Here is a 16044-nt window from a genome sequence, read left to right as displayed (position 1 = left end):
GTTATACGGAATTTAGAATTACCTTGCCTAAGGTGGTGGTGTAAACGTAATTCGAGTTTGTTAGCAGTAAAGATGTGGGGAAAGAGACGGGATTGGGATTGACGATATGCCTCCCTTCCCCACTCGCGTTCCCGAGTCAAATTGTGGTAGAAAAACATGGGGGGGCGATTGATGTCATGTCCGTTATCGGCAAAGGAACTGATATGATGTCCGGTCGATTACCCTTAGTTACTGGCACTAAAACCAGACATTGCCATCATGGAACCAACAGGTATTAACTACCAAAAGCTTTGGGGTACTCACCTAGCGCGCGCTGGCGTTCCCGTCGCGTTAGTTTGACAATGGGAAACACACTTGAGTAGCCGGATAAAGGGAAACTTTCATGTCCGGTTCCGGAAGAGAGGGGGAGTCTAGTAATAAATTCCCCCGACTCTAACCCTCTTAAGGAAGCATCGGGGGATAAAGAACTTGACCGAGTTGGTGGTTCGGATTTGTGCCGGATTGCGTTGTGGCAATGGGTGTTTACAAGGATTGAAGTTAAGCGTGCGCGCCCCAAAAACGACATCGGCGAACAACTAGGTAACCTGCTCGACGCGGAAAAATCAGTAGGTCGTTTGATTAAATTGGTACGCACTCGCGTCGCTGCACTAGCAGCAAGGCTATTGTTTAAACGGCTGGTTTTTGAGTTAAAAAACGACTAGAGTGAAGGTTAAACCCTCGTCCAATATCCAGTAAAATCGGACTATGAACTACCTCGTCACCGTGTTGTCAGATCGCATCCAAGCAGAAGCCGCTTACTCGGCTTTGGAGAAAGAAGGCTTACCGATGGATAAAGTGACTATCCTGGGTAAGGGATACAAAAGTGCTGACGAGTTTGGTTTAATTGACCCCAATCAGCAAGCTCTCAAACAAGTCAAGCTGATGGCGACTTGGCTGGTGCCGTTCGGCTTTTTTGCAGGTGTTGGCTTCAGCTTGTCAACAAATTTGAATACGTTTGCTTGGGCGGGTGAAATTGGCAATCATGTAATCGGCGGTATTTTAGGTGCTGGTTCTGGTTTGCTGGGTAGTATTTTTGCCGGTGGCGGTACTGGTTTGCTAGTTGGTGGTGGCGATGCTTTGCCCTACCGCAATCGTTTAAATGCTGGTAAATATCTAATTGTGGTGAAAGGTTCTGAAACTTTAACTCGTCAGGCTACCAGCATTCTCCGCCAATTTGAACCGGAAAATATTCAAGGTTATGTCGGAGAGTAAATTGGTAATTGGTAATGGGTAATTGCTAATTGCTAATTGCTAATTGCTAATTTCCATGACCAATTACCTATTACCTATTACCCATTACCAAATTGTAAGATGTTACCACGAGAAGAATTATTAAAAGGCGTTGAAAATAGAGAAGTCGCTGCTAGGGCAATTGACTTAGCCGATCAAGCTGTCAAAACTTGGGAAGTTGTCTCGACGGATTTTCTTTCGCCACCGGAGTTGGCGGAAATTCAGCGGATGTTTGGACGCTTGACAGAAGTGCATCTAAGTGCTTGGGGTGGTTATCCGCAAGCAGAACGACAGCGGATGGCGATCGCACGTTCCGATCTCCCCCTCGACTCGTCACAAGTCGCCGTCGCAGCAATAGAAATTGCCGGTAATTTTCTGTTCGATCCCGCCACCCACCGCGACTTTTTAGGCGCTATGTTGGGGACGGGTATTGTGCGAGAAAAAACCGGCGATATTATCGTTTTAGGCGAACGCGGCGCGCAAGCAATTGTCGTACCAGAAATGGTAGACTTTCTTTCAACCCAACTGACTCAAGTTCGTTCGGTTCCGGTAAAAACCCAGGGGATCGAGTTGAGTGAATTAAAGGTCAAAGAACCGAAAAAGAAAGAGTTAACGACAGTAGAAGCTTCTTTGAGGTTGGATGCGATCGCTTCCGCTGGTTTTGGCATGTCTCGCAGCAAAATGGCAGATCTGATCGATGGCGGTGACGTGCGGGTCAATTGGAAGGAAATTACCCAAGCAAGCTATCAAGTGAAAACCGGAGATTTAATCGCCATTCGCGGTAAAGGACGCCTAGAAGTGGGAGAAGTTGCTGTTACTAAAAAAGACCGTTACCGCGTTGGGCTAACTCGCTTTATGTGAAGATATGGAGAAACCCGGTTTCTTTAACAATACCTATGCCATTTTTGTCAAACGCCCCCACCTCCCCCCCCCCCAGGCTAAAGCCTGGGGCTACACAAACAAAGCCCGCCAGAGCGGGCTGTCCGGATTTTAGCCCGCTCTGGCGGGCTTTGTTTTTATAGCGATACCCTTTAGGGTATCGGCTGTTTGACTAAAGCCTGGGGCTACACAAACAAAGCCCGCCAGAGCGGGCTGTCCGGATTTTAGCCCGCTCTGGCGGGCTTTGTTTTTATAGCGATACCCTTTAGGGTATCGGCTGTTTGACGAAGGTATTGTTTAAGAAACCGGGTTTCTGTTTTTGGAGTCTAGGCGGGAACTAAAACTTCTTCCTCTTTTCTAACAACAACTTCTCGATACCAAGTTTCTAGCAAAACCAGTTTGTAAAGGACGAAAAGATGCTTGGATTGCTTTTGAGCTTCATCAAGCAGCTTGACAACAAAATCTCGATTGAGAACCTTCAATTCCACCAGATAGCCGTTTTTCAGGTTATCCATATAGGCGATAATAATCGCCTTCATCCATTCATCCATTGGGGTGGTAAACCCTCGTTTTTTACGGGTGAGGACTTCATCGGGTACAATCCCCTTGAGGACGGATTTTAACCAGAATTTATGTCCTAAATTATGATCGGGTTGGGTTTTACGCAAACCGATGACTGTCTCGATTAGTTTGTAGTCTAGCAAGGGAAGTCGGGTTTCTACAGAACAGATCATACTCAAGCGATCGCCTAAAGCTAGACAATTAGATGCTAGCCAAGTATCGAAGAGCAACTGAGTGATTTTAACCGGAATATCTTCGCAGGTTGCTAAATCAAACTCGAACAGACGATAGGGATTTCCTGCCGGAATTTGAGCGGCTGTCGCAGCAGTATATAGTTTATCGCTATATCGCATCGCATTAGCAAATCCAGGCCAAAGATCGTAGAAAATCGCCCGTTGAGGATCGCGGTAAACGTACTTATGCTGCTCTTCTAGATTTTTCAGTGCTGTTCTGATCGATCCGGGAACTTTTGGACTGTTTAATTTTTTAGCAATAGGAGTATCTGTAAACCCTCCCAAGGTTTGCCAAACTTTCTGATTCAGTGGCGAAGATTGCCAAAACTGATTCTTTTGTTGGCTCAAATTAGTGGCGTTGACAATTCGGTTGTAACCCCAAAATAACTCGTCTCCGCCAATCCCAGTCAACATCACTTTTACCCCGCGCGAGGCGGCTAATTTCATCACCGAGTAGTGTCCGTAAGCTGCACTATCTGCAACGGGGTCATCGCTTGCTGCGATTAAACTGGGGAAGAAATCAACTAATTCTTCTACGGTTAATTCGATCGATTCAAAGGGTAAGCCTAAATACTCAGCCATTTGCTCGGCTTGATTTCGCTCGTCGAATTCAGGACGACCGGGATAACCGATGCTAAAAGCACGGAGGGTATCTTTATACTTAGGTGCGGCGAGTGCTGCGATCGCTCCCGAATCTAATCCGCCACTCAGTGCAATTGCGATCGGTACATCTGACCGTAATGTTAATTCTATCGATCGGTCTAATTCTTGGCGAATTAGCGCCACCGGATCGCCTTCAATTGGCGGGATTTTCTCTAAATTCCAATAACATTGGGGTTCTACATGCCAATTTTCTAAGTCTAGTAGTAGATAGTGTGCTGCGGGTAATTTTACAACTCCAACTAGGGGTGTCAGCGGTTCTGGAACATATTGATAATGGACGTATAAATCGAGCGCTACCGGGTCTAATTGGGGAGTTTCTGGTAGTAGCGTTAGCAGCGATTTTAGTTCGGAAGCGAAGTAGAAGGCGTTCTCGTCGTGCCAGTAGTATAGCGGCTTTTCTCCCGTGCGATCGCGTGCTACAAACAGCTTTTTACTTTCTCGATCCCAAATCCCAAACGCATACATGCCTCGCAATTTTTCCAGGCAAGATACTCCCCATTGGGCATAAGCTGCCAAAAGTACTTCTGTATCGCTTTTGCTAACAAATTGATGTCCTAAATTTAAAAGTTCTTCTCGCAGTTCTAAATAGTTATAAACTTCCCCGTTGAACGTTATCCAGTACCGCTCGTTTTGGTAGCTCATCGGCTGATGCCCCAGCGGACTTAGGTCTAAAATCGATAGGCGGGTATGCCCTAAGTTTATGTGGGGTTCGCTCCACATTCCCCGATCGTCTGGTCCCCGATGCGCGAGTTTTTTTATAGCATTTTCTAATTTGACATCGCAGCTTGAATTACGATTTATTCCCCCTACAATTCCGCACATTTTCTTTTTCCTTTCCCTTTTGTTTTAGCTCTTGAATCTCTTGGCAAACTCTGATTTCATTACCCTGATAATAATGCTTTATTTTCTGACTATATATCAATATTTTTCCGCCAATTTAACTTTTTTTAGCTTTCCAGCAAAATTGCTTCATAAAATATTTAAAATTCTTTGATTCACCTCTAGTTTTCTAGGGTTAAAAATAACCTTTCCTCGTTCGCTGTCACCTCAGCAAAAATACTGAACCCTGGTTTTAATTTATGACTTATGCGAAAAAGTACTGATATCAAATCCTAGCACTCGGCAAGAGGATTCAGGGCGGGTTGATCGGATCGTCGTCAAACCCGCCCCTGCAATCTTTGCTTGAGGAATTTAAAGGTATCCAAATTCTTCTAGCGTCCGCAAAACCTTAGCGGCGCTTTCGACTTCGGTTTCCAGATCGGTGCGACACACGACCTCTGGTTTCAAAGGAGCTTCGTAGGGGTCGTCAATTCCGGTAAATTGTTTAATTTCTCCCGCCCGTGCTTTCTTATACAATCCTTTCACGTCCCGCTGTTCGCAAACTTCTAGAGGTGCATTGACGTAAACTTCAATAAAGTCTCCAATCCGATCCCTTACCTGTTGGCGAATTTCGCGGTAGGGCGAGATCGCCGATACCAACACAATTACCCCGTTGCGGGTGAGTAGATGCGCCACAAAACCGATGCGACGAATGTTTTCGTCTCGGTCTTCTTTACTAAAACCCAAGCCTTTTGTCAAGTTTTGACGCACCACATCGCCATCGAGAATTTCTACCAGGCGGCGGCGCGTACGCAACTCTTGTTCCACCGCCCGACTAATGGTAGTCTTGCCAGCACCGCTCAAACCCGTAAACCACACCGTAACACCACGCTGGTGCATATTGTTACTTCCATATTTTACGTACAATTGCTAATCGATCATAGCTCAGGACTTACGCACGACTAGGCCACAAACCCGGTTTCGACCTTGATCTCTAGTTTCCTTTCCCAAGGATTTTTCGTAGAAACCGGGAACTTGCGCGTAAGTACTGATAGCTTTGACAGTTTTATAGCGCTAGGGAATACTTGAATTAATAGATCTGCGTATTGCTTATGCCGCGCCTCACACGTCGTGCTTATGAAATTTTACGAGTAGAAGTGGAAAAACTGGCTGGAAATGACCCGCTAGTACAAGTGCAGCGAGACGTAGTAGTAGGTAGCCATTTCTCTACCTATTCCGCTTAATCCTTAACATCTGGCTCACAGCCTCAACCCATTATTTGGAGACTCTGCAATGTACAGCCTGAAGCTAGAGCTAAAACTCAATAACTTTGAGCGTTCTCTTCTTGCCGGTTGTGCCGGGTTTAGTCGCTTTGTCTATAACTTTGGACTATCGCTACTTACCCAATCATGGGCGTTTGAGGAAATTAAGGCTACTGACTCCAAGCGTTTAGCCGAGATTGAGAAAGTCTTCACCAACCACGTTAAAACCAAACCTGAGTATGCTTGGATGAAACAATACCCATCAGCTATTTATTCATCAGCGCTAAGAAATTTAGCAAAAGCTCTTGAGCGATGGCGTAAAGGTTCTTCTGGTTTTCCTGGAAAAAAATCTAAAAAGAGGGGTGAAAGCTTTACAGTCTTGAAAAAGTCAGGGGTGTATCGTGCCAAGGGTGAAAAAATGATTCCGTTCACGAATCGTCAAACTCTTTACCCAGGTAAAAAGATCGCTATCCCCGGCTTGGGAGAGTTTAGGCTTAAGCAAAGAATTCCATTTATCTGCTCAAGCCAAACATTCACTATTTCGAGAGTGGCGGATAAATGGTTCGTCTCGTTTACCTTAGATGTTGACAAAGTTCCAACGCTTTTGCACTCAGTTCAATCGGTTGGAATAGATTTAGGCGTCAAGAATTTTGCCACCTTATCGGATAATTCTAAGATTGTTGCGCCACAGTCCCTGAAAGATGCGAAAGCCAAGCTAAGTAGGGAGCAGTGGCGCAATCGTAACAAACGATTGGGGAACCGCAATCAAGGAATCAAGGCGTCAAATAATGCCTTGAAATACTACCGAAGGCTGGCACGAGGTTACGCTCGGCTTGCTAATATCAGGCGAGATTTTTGGCAAAAAACCACAACTGATATTAGTCGAAAGTACTACCTGATTCGCATTGAAGATCTCAATGTCGCTGGTATGATAGCCAACGGAAAACTAGCCGAAGCCATTTCCAGTTTGGGATTTTATGAATTCCGAAGAATGTTGCTTTATAAATCAGCATTCTTTGGGACAAAGGTAGAGCTAGTTGACAGGTGGTTCCCTTCCTCTAAAACATGCTCGTGTTGCGGCAACGTTCTGTTACCTTGCCTCTTCAAGAGCGTGTTTACTTTTGCGGTAAGTGTGGCGTTTCCATTGATATGCCGACCGCACGCGCAAGGGACGCGATCTAAATGCTGCGATAAATCTGGAAAATGCCCCAAACACCCTTGTACGTGCGGCAAGCGCGGAATTTACGCCTGTGGACAAGAAGGAGCCGACTCCCTTGGTTGAGACAGGAAGCAAACGTCAAATTAAGCCAAATACTTGATTTGAGTAAGTTTTGTCTTGCACATTGTGCTGAAGCGACTCGACAGACTGCGATCGCAAGATGGCCCGCTTGTTTCCTACGAACAATTGCGCGAGACAATTATCGACTTTTTCCCCAAATTCAGCGAAAAAACACTTAAAAAGGCAGCAAAAGCCAACCGTCCGCCCGGAGTGTGGAGCAAAATTAAATTTGCGGCGGTATTCTTAGCTGGAACGGCTGGGGTAATTTGGGTAGCAAACTTGCCTTATCCAATGGTTCGCAGACCAGTTGCAAAAGTAGCACCCATCTTGCTGCTACCCAGCTACATCAATATGGATTATAACTATCGACAGGCGATTTCATTAGTGCAACAAGCCGACCAGTTGGTAAACCAAGCTACTAGCTCAGCCGACTTAAATTTGGGAGCAGAAAAAGTCAAAGCAGCACAAAAACATCTTGATGCTTTGCCAGTCTGGTTTTTAGATTATGAGCCTAAATATAGTTTTTGGTTTGGTTGGCGGTTCACATTCGATGAATTTCAGACAGCGCGTGCCAATATCGGGCGGATGGAAGCTAAACTTTTTCAAGAAAAGCAAGCGCAGATGTTATTAGAACAAGGGGAAAAAGCGCTCAATGATGCCAAGCAACAGCACGGACAAGCGCAGAGTTGGACAGAGAGGCAACAAGCGATCGCAGCATGGCAAGCGGCTTTAGATCAGCTAGAACAAATATCATCAGAAACCCTTGTCGGACGCACCTCAAAAACTAAATTAGCCGCGTATAACCGGGATTTTCAGCAAGTTGCCAGCGGCGAAAGTGCTAATAAGCGCACTGGCACTTTAATGGATGCGGCACGAGAATTTGCCAAAGCTGCCGCGATTGTTGGACAAAATCCCCCACATCCAGCAGAAAAGTGGCAACAAGCCCAAAATTTATGGCAGCAAGCCATTGACCGACTGCAACAAATTACAATCGAAGATGCTGGCTATTTAGAAGCACAAAAATTACTAGCACAATACCAAACTAATTTAGGAACCATACAAAGCCGCCAGAAAGCAGAGTCATCATCAAAAGCAGCCTTAGAACAAGCGAAAAGACAAATTCCTTCTTGGCAGCGGCTCAATAATTCAACAGAAAATGCAGCTTGGGAACAGGAACGGATGGTTAGCCAGTTACAGGAAATTATCAATCAGCTAGAGCAAGTCCAACCCGGTACAACCGCTTATACAGAAGCGCAACAGTTGCTACAATCTGCCCGAAAAAGATTAACGCAAATGCAGACATCTGGGCAGGAAACTAATGTGAATAATTGACAAGTTTAAGAAACCGGGTTTTTTAGACAATACCCTCGCCAATTTTCTGAAACGCCCCCAGCCCCCAGGTTAAAACCTGGGGCTACACAAACGAAGCCCGCCGGCGCGGGCTTTAATAATTCCAGCCCTTGCCTTGCGGGCTTCGTTTGTATAGCCGCACCCTTAAGGGTGTCGGATTTTGGGGAAAGCCCAGCGTTGTTAGAAAAACCCGGTTTCTGATATACCTACTGACCATCCCATGTTTGATAACTTCTGTACTTGCTAAAAACAACATCTTGATGTTTTTGGGCAACTTTTAATAACTTGCCCTTTCTATCTAAAGCTGCATCGGCTAATTCAACTACCCACAAATTGGGTATAGATTGAGGTCTAGCTGCTAGGATGTAAGCGAGCGCTTCTGCTTCAGATCCTGCACCGAGTAAGTGAGTATAAACTGTCAAAGCAACGGCTGAAGAACGGCTAATACCAGCTTGACAATGAATCAAAAGATTTCCCTCAAATTGGGAAATTTCAGACGCGAAGTTAATGACATTGGCGATATCATCAGTTGTGGCTAAAACGTATTCCGGATCGTCGCAAGGTGTCTCGATGTCGTGAAACTCTAGCCGCAGTCGGTGAGGAATTTTCGTCCACCCTTCCGGCGGGGCGACGCCTGGGCTACCAATCGAAATCAGGTGTTTGATCGATGGCGCTTTGATCGTACAGCGAAAATGCTCGCTCGCTTCCGCACAGGAGGTAATAAAGAGCGTGGGTAGTTTATCATTGTGGCAGTTGGTGACAACTCTCGCAGATATTAGTCGTTCTGTCTGCGAGTTGCTATCGAAATTAACCGAATTTTGCGGTAGTAAAGCTGGGGTATCCCCGTTTTTACTACCGATTTTCTTTAAAGCTTCGGCAGCACTATGGCGAACGGATTGCTCTTCATCGTTGAGTGCTTGTTGCAGTCCATCAATTGCTGCGGCATTGCCAATTTTCCCCAAGGCAGAGGCGGCAGCACCGCGAACTCCACCGTTGTTATCTTTGAGACTTCGCAACAACCCTTCTACTGCACACCAGTTACCGATTTTCCCTAACGCAGAAGCAGCGCGCCAACGCACGTAAAAGTCGCGATCGCTTAGTGCTTGGCGCAGTGCGGGAATTGCGTCCTCGCACTTGTTTTTCCCCAACACCGAGGCGGCTTTGGCACGCACTTGGGGGTCTTGGTGGGAGAGTGCTAAAATCAATCCAGCGATCGAGGTTTCGCTGCCAATTTGTCCCAATGCCCAAACCGCATTTCCCCGCACAACCGAGTCTGAGTGAGAAAGCGATCGCAACAGTCCGCTAACGGCTTCTTCTGATTTAATTTCTCCTAACGCATAAGCTGCTTGAGAACATATTGAAGGACTTTCATCTTTGAGGCTTTTCACTAATCGAGAAACCGCTGCTTCGCTTTTAATTTGCCCTAACGCCGAAGCTACCCGCCAACGCACATAAAATTCTTCATCTTTGAGCGCTTGGGCGAGTTTATCCACTGCTGTTTTAGCGCCGATTTTTCCTAATGCGGCTGCTGCTCTCCAACGCACGCTGGCATCTTTGTGATTTAATGCTTCTATGAGGGCTTTAATCGCTGGTTCTGAACCTATTTGCCCTAATGCCCAGGTTGCCCAAATCCGAACTGGGGCAACATTATGCTTGAGCGCTTGTTCTAGCTTGATAACTACTGCTTCGGTGCCAATTTGTCCTAATGTCCAAGCTGCCCAAGCACGCACCGATTTGTCTTGATGCGCTAGTGCTTGCAGCAGTCCGGTAGTGGCGGTATAAGAATCTATTTTTGCTAAAGCACGCGCAGCAGTGGGGCGAATTAGCGGATTTTCGCCCATTAATATTTGTAGCATCCCAGCCGTGTTACTGCTATATTTTTGCGAAAATTGCGGCTGGAATTGCATTCGGTTATCGGTTTCCATAGTTACTTATAGTAGAGCGATCCCTTATACGCTTATTTTGATTTTGGCATTAAACTATGCTGCTGCCAAGTCCATCAAACCTGGAATTTAATTGTATTTAAACTCCTGTTACTTGCGCTAAATAGTTTTAAACAAATAAATTAGTAGCGTTCTCGCGCTAACTATTTGAGGTTTTTTTAACGAACCGCTCCAGGCGCGACATTCCGCAGAGAAAGAAAAAAGAGAGAATTTTAGCAACTTGTATGATAGAGGTGACGGGTGTTATTGGTGACTAGGTATGAGATCGATCGCTTTTGGGGGAAAAGTAAAAATAGAAGCGATCGCGCCGTATAGTTTAAAACATGGGTTTACTCCTCAGCCGGATCAAACAGTAATTTGAACTCAGACTTTGGCATAAACCGCTGCAAAACTCTGAGGTGTACTTCCCCGTCACGACGGTTGTAAAAACGCGCCACCGTATAGTGACGAGCGTCTGGTAACATCAGAATAATTGCCCAAACACGAGCATATTTTGGGATTTTGTCAGTTTGTTGGTAAGTCATAAATTTTGTACTCAATGGGTAGATCGCGAACGCAAACATAGGTAAGCTTTAGCGAAGCAAGCCATTAGGCTGATCGCCAATCTCGCCAGCAAAATTTAGGTAAACTAAAGGTTCTTTCTTACGGTAAAGTAAGCTTTTGAACTCAACGTCACCTTGCCTTGCGATAGCTGATAAAAAGCAACAGCCACTCATGTCAGGGCGAGCAATACGCCCCTACACTGTTTCTGGTGCGGTATCGTGAGACACTTTTAGGGAAGACCAGTCAGGTAGGTTGCATCCTGACGGGAGCTTGTTTAACTGCCTGGTCTTTTATGCGGTCATTTACTAGAAGTTTACGTCCGATTCCCCAGGTGGTCAAGACGTAAGCTTCAAGAATATTACGTCTGGTATGCGAGAAGAAAATCAGGATAAGTCTTCGTTGAGACTACTCAGGGAGCAAAATCAGCTAACTCAATATGAGTTAAGGCAACTCATCGGAGTTTCCGAACGTAGGTTGAGCGATTGGGAAAATGGCAAAGCTAAGCCAAACTTGGAAAATGCTGTGGCACTGGCGCGGGTTTATCAGGTTTCGCTGAAGGTGATTTGTCAGTGTTGCGGGATTGACGTGACGGGTGTTCCTGGTGACTAGGTATGAGAGCCGCACTATCTAATTTGAGATCTTTCACCTGTGCTGTCCTCCCGCCGTGGACTCAAGTCCAAAGGCTTTTAGCTAAAGTCCACTAAAGTGGACTCTTGGCGTTTTTCTAGTCCTCTTTAGAGGACTTTCGCTATTAGCCAGAGAATTCATTCTCTGGCGGGTTCAGTGGTTGATGCAATATCTGTATAATTCATCTTTTTTAACTATTCCGCTTCAATGAATCCTTTGATTGTCTCCACTGAAATGCTGACGGCTGGATTTTTAAATATCGCATCTAATGCCTGTTTCAATGCCTCAGTTCCACCAGCTTTTAAAGCATTCCACAACCGCGCTTTTATTGTGGGATTGCGCTTGATTTCTTCGTGAATCGCTGAAACTACAACAGCTTGATTGTCAGATTTGACATCGCCAATAATCCCCAATACGGAAGTTTTATAGCGGCGCAGTTGCACCAAAACCGGGATTTTCCCTTGCCGCTGCGTTCTCGCTTTCTCTGCCTCTTCCCACAATAGCCGTTCTAAAGCAGTCGATTTCCCCGAACCCGGTTTTCCCACCAATAAGACATGATTTTCCGCATACTTGCGTAATCCTCCCAGTACCTCCAGCCGTTCGACTTTTTCTTTCTCTGCTTTTTTGTCTCCCGGCGCTTCTCTTTCTGGTGGCGGTACGATCGTCTGCACCATCAAGCTTAAATTCAACCATCGCGGCGGTTGCTTCTTTTCGATGCGTTGACGATGTAAAGCATCGGTTGGCGTATAAAAATCCTGCCAACCCTGATATTTTTCGTCACTGCAAATCGATTCCAGATATGCTTGAAAATCGGTGCTGTCAGCGGCAGTCATGTAAATTAATTAACCGAGAGAGAAAGCGCTCTCTTCTATATTACGCACTCAAAAATCTATGACCCAGATACTCACCAACGATGACGGCATAGACGCCCCAGGCATCCGGGCGCTACTAAAAGCTGTAAACGGCTTTGGCGTAATAGTCGCCCCCAAAGACCATTTATCGGGATGCGGTCATCAAGTCACCACTACTCGCCCGATTCACGTCCATCGCCGGGGGGAAACCGAGTATGCTGTAGGCGGCACTCCGGCAGATTGCACTCGCCTCGCCATAACACATCTTTTTCAAAATGTCAAATGGGTACTTTCTGGCATCAACGCGGGGGGCAATATGGGAGTTGATGTTTATATTTCCGGGACTGTGGCGGCGGTGCGAGAAGCGGCGATCCACGGTATTCCCGGTATCGCGGTTTCCCACTATCGCAAACGCAAGTTAAATGTAGATTGGGATACCGCGGCAAGGTGGACGGCTAAAGTATTGGATGAATTGTTCAACCGTCCCATCGAACCGGGATGTTTCTGGAATGTAAATTTACCCCATTTGTTACCAGGAGAACCCGATCCGGAGATTGTGTTTTGTCAACCTTCGACCCAACCTTTGCCCGTAAATTATCGAGTTGAAGGTGATGAATTTTACTACGTGGGAGAGTATGCAGCGCGCGATCGCACTCCCAACACCGATGTAGATGTCTGCTTTTCCGGCAAAATCGCCGTCACGTTATTGCGATTGTAGTCATTGCTAATTGCTAATTGCTAATTGCTAATTGTAGGTTGGGCGCTTGCGAGAGCGAAACCAAACCTACGTTTAGTAAGTGCCATTACACTGTAAAATTTCTACAGGTCATCGCAGAATGAGGAAGAGGCACAATGCGGATTTTAATCATGGGGGGAACCCGCTTTATCGGGGTTTATTTGACAAAAATTCTGGTGGAACAAGGCCACGAAGTTGTATTATTTAATCGCGGTAAGAAGCCAGCACCCGTAGAAGGACTCCAACAAATTCACGGCGATCGCACCGATGCCGCCCTACTGAAAGAAAAGCTATCCGGGGAAAACTTTGATGCGATTTTTGATAACAACGGACGGGAATTAAGCGACACCCAACCCCTGGCAGAAATCTTTAAAGACCGGGTGCAACACTTTGTTTATATGAGTTCCGCTGGGGTTTATTTAAAATCCGACCAAATGCCCCACATCGAAGGCGATCCAGTCGATCCAAAAAGCCGTCACAAAGGCAAGCACGAAACCGAAACTTTTCTCGCAGAATTGGGTTTACCTTGGACTTCGATTCGCCCGACTTATATTTATGGCCCCCAAAATTATAACGATTTAGAGGCTTGGTTCTTCGAGCGAATTGTGCGCGAGCGCCCCATTCCCATCCCAGGTAACGGATTACACTTCACCCAATTCGGACATTGCAAAGATTTAGCCAATGCAATGGCGGCTGTACTGGGAAATACTCAAGCAATAGGTCAAATTTATAACATATCCGGAGAGCGATTTGTTACCTTTGACGGACTCGCACGCGCTTGTGCAACTGCTGCCGGGAAATCCGCCGACGAGTTGCAAATAGTCCATTACGACCCGAAAAAATTCGACTTTGGCAAGCGCAAAGCATTTCCCATGCGAGTGCAGCACTTTTTCGCGTCGGTTAATAAAGCGATGACCGAACTGAATTGGAAACCGGAATATGACTTAATTTCTGGTTTGAAAGATTCGTTTCAAAACGATTTTCTCGCCTCTGGGCGCGATAAATCTGAAGTAGATTTCTCAGTCGATGACGAGATTCTTAAAGCAGTTTAGAACTACAGAAAAAGCGAGGCTCTTGCCTCGCGGATCTCGTTCCCAGGCTGTAGCCTGGGAACGAAAGTCAGCCTCGCGGATCTCGTTCCCAGGCTCTTGCCTGGGAACGAAAATCACGAGGCTCTTGCCTCGTCACTAAACAGATGAATTATGCTTTAGTATCCACATCTAACTCTTCGTGACGCAGTGTTTCTGTTGCTTCGATCCTATCGCGCTTCACTTCTTTTCTGACATCAACTTCTTCGCGCACGAAGGCTTGTTTTTTGATATCAGCCGTTTCTTCGTAGATTGCCATTTGCGCGACATAGCCTTCTTTAAAAGCAGAATTGTCTGGAAATACGGGACTATCTACGCTTTTTGGAGTGGTGCGCTCAATGATAACGCGCTCTTTTTCTACAGGAACCGCAGTGCGTACAGTTTCGGTTTCAACGCGCTTACCAATTGTTACTTCCCCAGTCTTGCGACGGCTTTTATCTACGATCAGTTTTTCTTCGTAGAGTCTAAACTTTTGATGGTCGCGATCGCTCATCTGGTACAATTGGGGCTCATGGTCGTAAGTATAAGTATTGCGGTCATAAGCAGCGGGAACAGCTGCGCTGACAACGGGTGTTGTTTCTACAGGCGGTGACGCTTCTACGGGTACTGTCGCTTCCACAGTTGGAGTGCGATAAACGCGCCGCACTCGCTCCTCGTAATCATAATCTACCGTCATGCTGTCATCGTATTCTGGTAGTTTTTCTGCTTGTTCTTTGCTCGTAATACCTATAGCATTAATCCGCTGATATTCAACATCAACGCTACAACGACCAACTGGGAGCAAGACTTTTTTACCAAAAATCCAGAAACCCGTGTCAATTACAAAATATCGGAAACGCCCGGTTTCATCAACTAACACGTTATGAATTGTGCCAATTTTTTCATCTGTTTTTCCGGCATAGACGGGAATCCCTTTGACATCTTCGCCGTCAAAAACATCTTGCCGGTAGTTGGGATTGAAATCCTCTATTTTGTACAGTGCCATTCTCGTTTCCTGTAGTATCTACATTAACTTCTGCATCCACTTTAGATAGATCTTCAATTTATTCCTTCCTTCTTTTGACTGAAATTGTATTACGTTTATAGGTAGAAATAGAAACCCGGTTTCTCTGAGAAACCGGGTTTCTGGAGCGGGAAACAAATCTCTGTTAAACTCTCATTTTAGTCATGCATTTTTGTTAGATAGATTTTGAGGCCACAAATAAATCGCACCAGAAATTAAGGTGAGGGCAACAGAGATCCAGAAAGCGATGAGGGAGGGGGTTTGCCAAACTTTAGGGAGAGGAGCAATTAAAAGCGCGATCGCCACAATCTGACTCACCGTTTTCAGCTTACCCCAGATATTCGCCCCGGAGATGGTAGTTTGGTTAACGCGCCAGCCAGCGATCGCTAACTCCCGCCCTAAAATGAGAAACACTCCCCAAGCTGGCACTTGCCCTAGTTCAATCAAAGCCAGCAATGGTGCCAGAACCAGCAATTTATCGACCAAAGGGTCGAGAAACTTACCTAAATCGCTGATTTGGTTTAATTTCCGCGCCAAATAGCCATCCAACCAATCAGTACCGGCGGCTACGATAAAAATTGCCACGCAAATCCAGCGCATTTCAACCGTTGGGTTGTGCAACCCGTAGAGGATAAAAGGCAACCCCAGCAAGCGGGAGAAGGTAATCCAGTTGGGAATGGTCATGAATCTTGAGCCATCAGCCATCAAATCTCAGCTTAGCTCATATTACAGGCAAAGGGAATTTGCTTACGGGGCGGGTTTTACAGACAATAGACCTGTTCTGAAAATACGCAGGTGAGTAGGGGCACGGCATGTTTGAGCTGATCTACTACCCCATAACTTGATATTGCCGTGCCCCGACAAAAGTGCCGGGAAATAAATTTCGGGATGTAGGGGCACGGCATGTTTGAGCTGATCTACTACCCCATAACTTGATA

Annotated in this window: 17 protein-coding genes; 10 read left to right on the top strand and 7 right to left on the bottom strand. The window is 45.9% G+C overall.

Features of this window, described 5'->3' with window-relative positions:
* Window positions 1-74: 74 nt before the first annotated feature.
* The 4 genes from MiSe_RS41475 to MiSe_RS41460 all read left to right on the top strand — a co-directional run bounded on the left by MiSe_RS41475 (window position 75) and on the right by MiSe_RS41460 (window position 2130).
* A complete protein-coding gene (locus tag MiSe_RS41475) occupies window positions 75-278 on the top strand; it encodes a hypothetical protein (RefSeq protein WP_226591828.1) in 204 nt (67 codons plus the stop codon).
* 240 nt (window positions 279-518) lie between these two features.
* On the top strand, window positions 519-701 hold the full coding sequence (locus MiSe_RS41470; RefSeq protein WP_226591826.1) for a hypothetical protein: 183 nt from the start codon (window positions 519-521) through the stop codon (window positions 699-701).
* Between the two features lie 43 nt (window positions 702-744).
* Complete coding sequence (locus tag MiSe_RS41465) at window positions 745-1251, top strand: hypothetical protein (RefSeq protein ID WP_226591824.1); 507 nt, start codon at window positions 745-747, stop codon at window positions 1249-1251.
* Between the two features lie 99 nt (window positions 1252-1350).
* Window positions 1351-2130: a photosystem II electron transport protein, Sll1252 family gene (locus tag MiSe_RS41460; protein WP_226591822.1), complete on the top strand. Its 780-nt coding sequence runs from the start codon at window positions 1351-1353 to the stop codon at window positions 2128-2130.
* 344 nt (window positions 2131-2474) lie between these two features.
* Here MiSe_RS41460 and asnB read toward each other — a convergent pair whose 3' ends face one another.
* Both asnB and cysC read right to left on the bottom strand, forming a co-directional pair.
* A complete protein-coding gene (gene asnB, locus MiSe_RS41455) occupies window positions 2475-4427 on the bottom strand; it encodes an asparagine synthase (glutamine-hydrolyzing) (RefSeq protein ID WP_226591820.1) in 1953 nt (650 codons plus the stop codon).
* A gap of 369 nt (window positions 4428-4796) precedes the next feature.
* On the bottom strand, window positions 4797-5324 hold the full coding sequence (cysC, locus tag MiSe_RS41450; RefSeq protein ID WP_226591818.1) for an adenylyl-sulfate kinase: 528 nt from the start codon (window positions 5322-5324) through the stop codon (window positions 4797-4799).
* Between the two features lie 212 nt (window positions 5325-5536).
* Between cysC and MiSe_RS51565 the strand changes: the two genes are divergently transcribed.
* The 3 genes from MiSe_RS51565 to MiSe_RS41440 all read left to right on the top strand — a co-directional run bounded on the left by MiSe_RS51565 (window position 5537) and on the right by MiSe_RS41440 (window position 8297).
* Window positions 5537-5668, top strand: a complete 132-nt coding sequence (locus MiSe_RS51565) for a hypothetical protein (RefSeq protein WP_264196916.1) — start codon at window positions 5537-5539, stop codon at window positions 5666-5668.
* A gap of 49 nt (window positions 5669-5717) precedes the next feature.
* Window positions 5718-6968: an RNA-guided endonuclease InsQ/TnpB family protein gene (locus MiSe_RS41445; RefSeq protein WP_226591816.1), complete on the top strand. Its 1251-nt coding sequence runs from the start codon at window positions 5718-5720 to the stop codon at window positions 6966-6968.
* Between the two features lie 63 nt (window positions 6969-7031).
* Entirely contained in the window at window positions 7032-8297 is a 1266-nt protein-coding gene (locus MiSe_RS41440) for a hypothetical protein (RefSeq protein ID WP_226591814.1), read from the top strand.
* A gap of 224 nt (window positions 8298-8521) precedes the next feature.
* Here MiSe_RS41440 and MiSe_RS41435 read toward each other — a convergent pair whose 3' ends face one another.
* A complete protein-coding gene (locus MiSe_RS41435; RefSeq protein ID WP_226591812.1) occupies window positions 8522-10240 on the bottom strand; it encodes a HEAT repeat domain-containing protein in 1719 nt (572 codons plus the stop codon).
* A gap of 347 nt (window positions 10241-10587) precedes the next feature.
* Entirely contained in the window at window positions 10588-10782 is a 195-nt protein-coding gene (locus MiSe_RS41430; protein ID WP_226591810.1) for a hypothetical protein, read from the bottom strand.
* A gap of 388 nt (window positions 10783-11170) precedes the next feature.
* Here MiSe_RS41430 and MiSe_RS41425 point away from each other — a divergent pair, with 388 nt between their 5' ends.
* Window positions 11171-11410 (top strand): helix-turn-helix domain-containing protein, encoded by a 240-nt coding sequence (locus MiSe_RS41425; protein ID WP_226591808.1) that lies wholly within the window; start codon window positions 11171-11173, stop codon window positions 11408-11410.
* A 212-nt stretch (window positions 11411-11622) separates the two neighbouring features.
* Here the strand turns inward: MiSe_RS41425 and MiSe_RS41420 are convergent, their stop codons facing one another.
* Window positions 11623-12261 (bottom strand): hypothetical protein, encoded by a 639-nt coding sequence (locus tag MiSe_RS41420; protein ID WP_226591806.1) that lies wholly within the window; start codon window positions 12259-12261, stop codon window positions 11623-11625.
* A 58-nt stretch (window positions 12262-12319) separates the two neighbouring features.
* Here MiSe_RS41420 and surE point away from each other — a divergent pair, with 58 nt between their 5' ends.
* Window positions 12320-12997: a 5'/3'-nucleotidase SurE gene (gene surE, locus MiSe_RS41415; RefSeq protein ID WP_226591804.1), complete on the top strand. Its 678-nt coding sequence runs from the start codon at window positions 12320-12322 to the stop codon at window positions 12995-12997.
* 134 nt (window positions 12998-13131) lie between these two features.
* Window positions 13132-14067 (top strand): NAD-dependent epimerase/dehydratase family protein, encoded by a 936-nt coding sequence (locus tag MiSe_RS41410; protein WP_226591802.1) that lies wholly within the window; start codon window positions 13132-13134, stop codon window positions 14065-14067.
* Window positions 14068-14215: 148 nt separating this feature from the next.
* Here the strand turns inward: MiSe_RS41410 and MiSe_RS41405 are convergent, their stop codons facing one another.
* Window positions 14216-15088 (bottom strand): DUF2382 domain-containing protein, encoded by an 873-nt coding sequence (locus MiSe_RS41405; protein WP_226591800.1) that lies wholly within the window; start codon window positions 15086-15088, stop codon window positions 14216-14218.
* A 180-nt stretch (window positions 15089-15268) separates the two neighbouring features.
* Window positions 15269-15790: a CDP-diacylglycerol--glycerol-3-phosphate 3-phosphatidyltransferase gene (gene pgsA, locus MiSe_RS41400; protein ID WP_226591798.1), complete on the bottom strand. Its 522-nt coding sequence runs from the start codon at window positions 15788-15790 to the stop codon at window positions 15269-15271.
* Window positions 15791-16044: the final 254 nt, after the last annotated feature.

The sequence above is a fragment of the Microseira wollei NIES-4236 genome (assembly GCF_020521235.1).
Lineage (GTDB): Bacteria > Cyanobacteriota > Cyanobacteriia > Cyanobacteriales > Aerosakkonemataceae > Microseira > Microseira wollei.
Note: the sequence above shows the minus strand (reverse complement) of the source record. Positions and strands in the feature narration are given on the sequence as shown.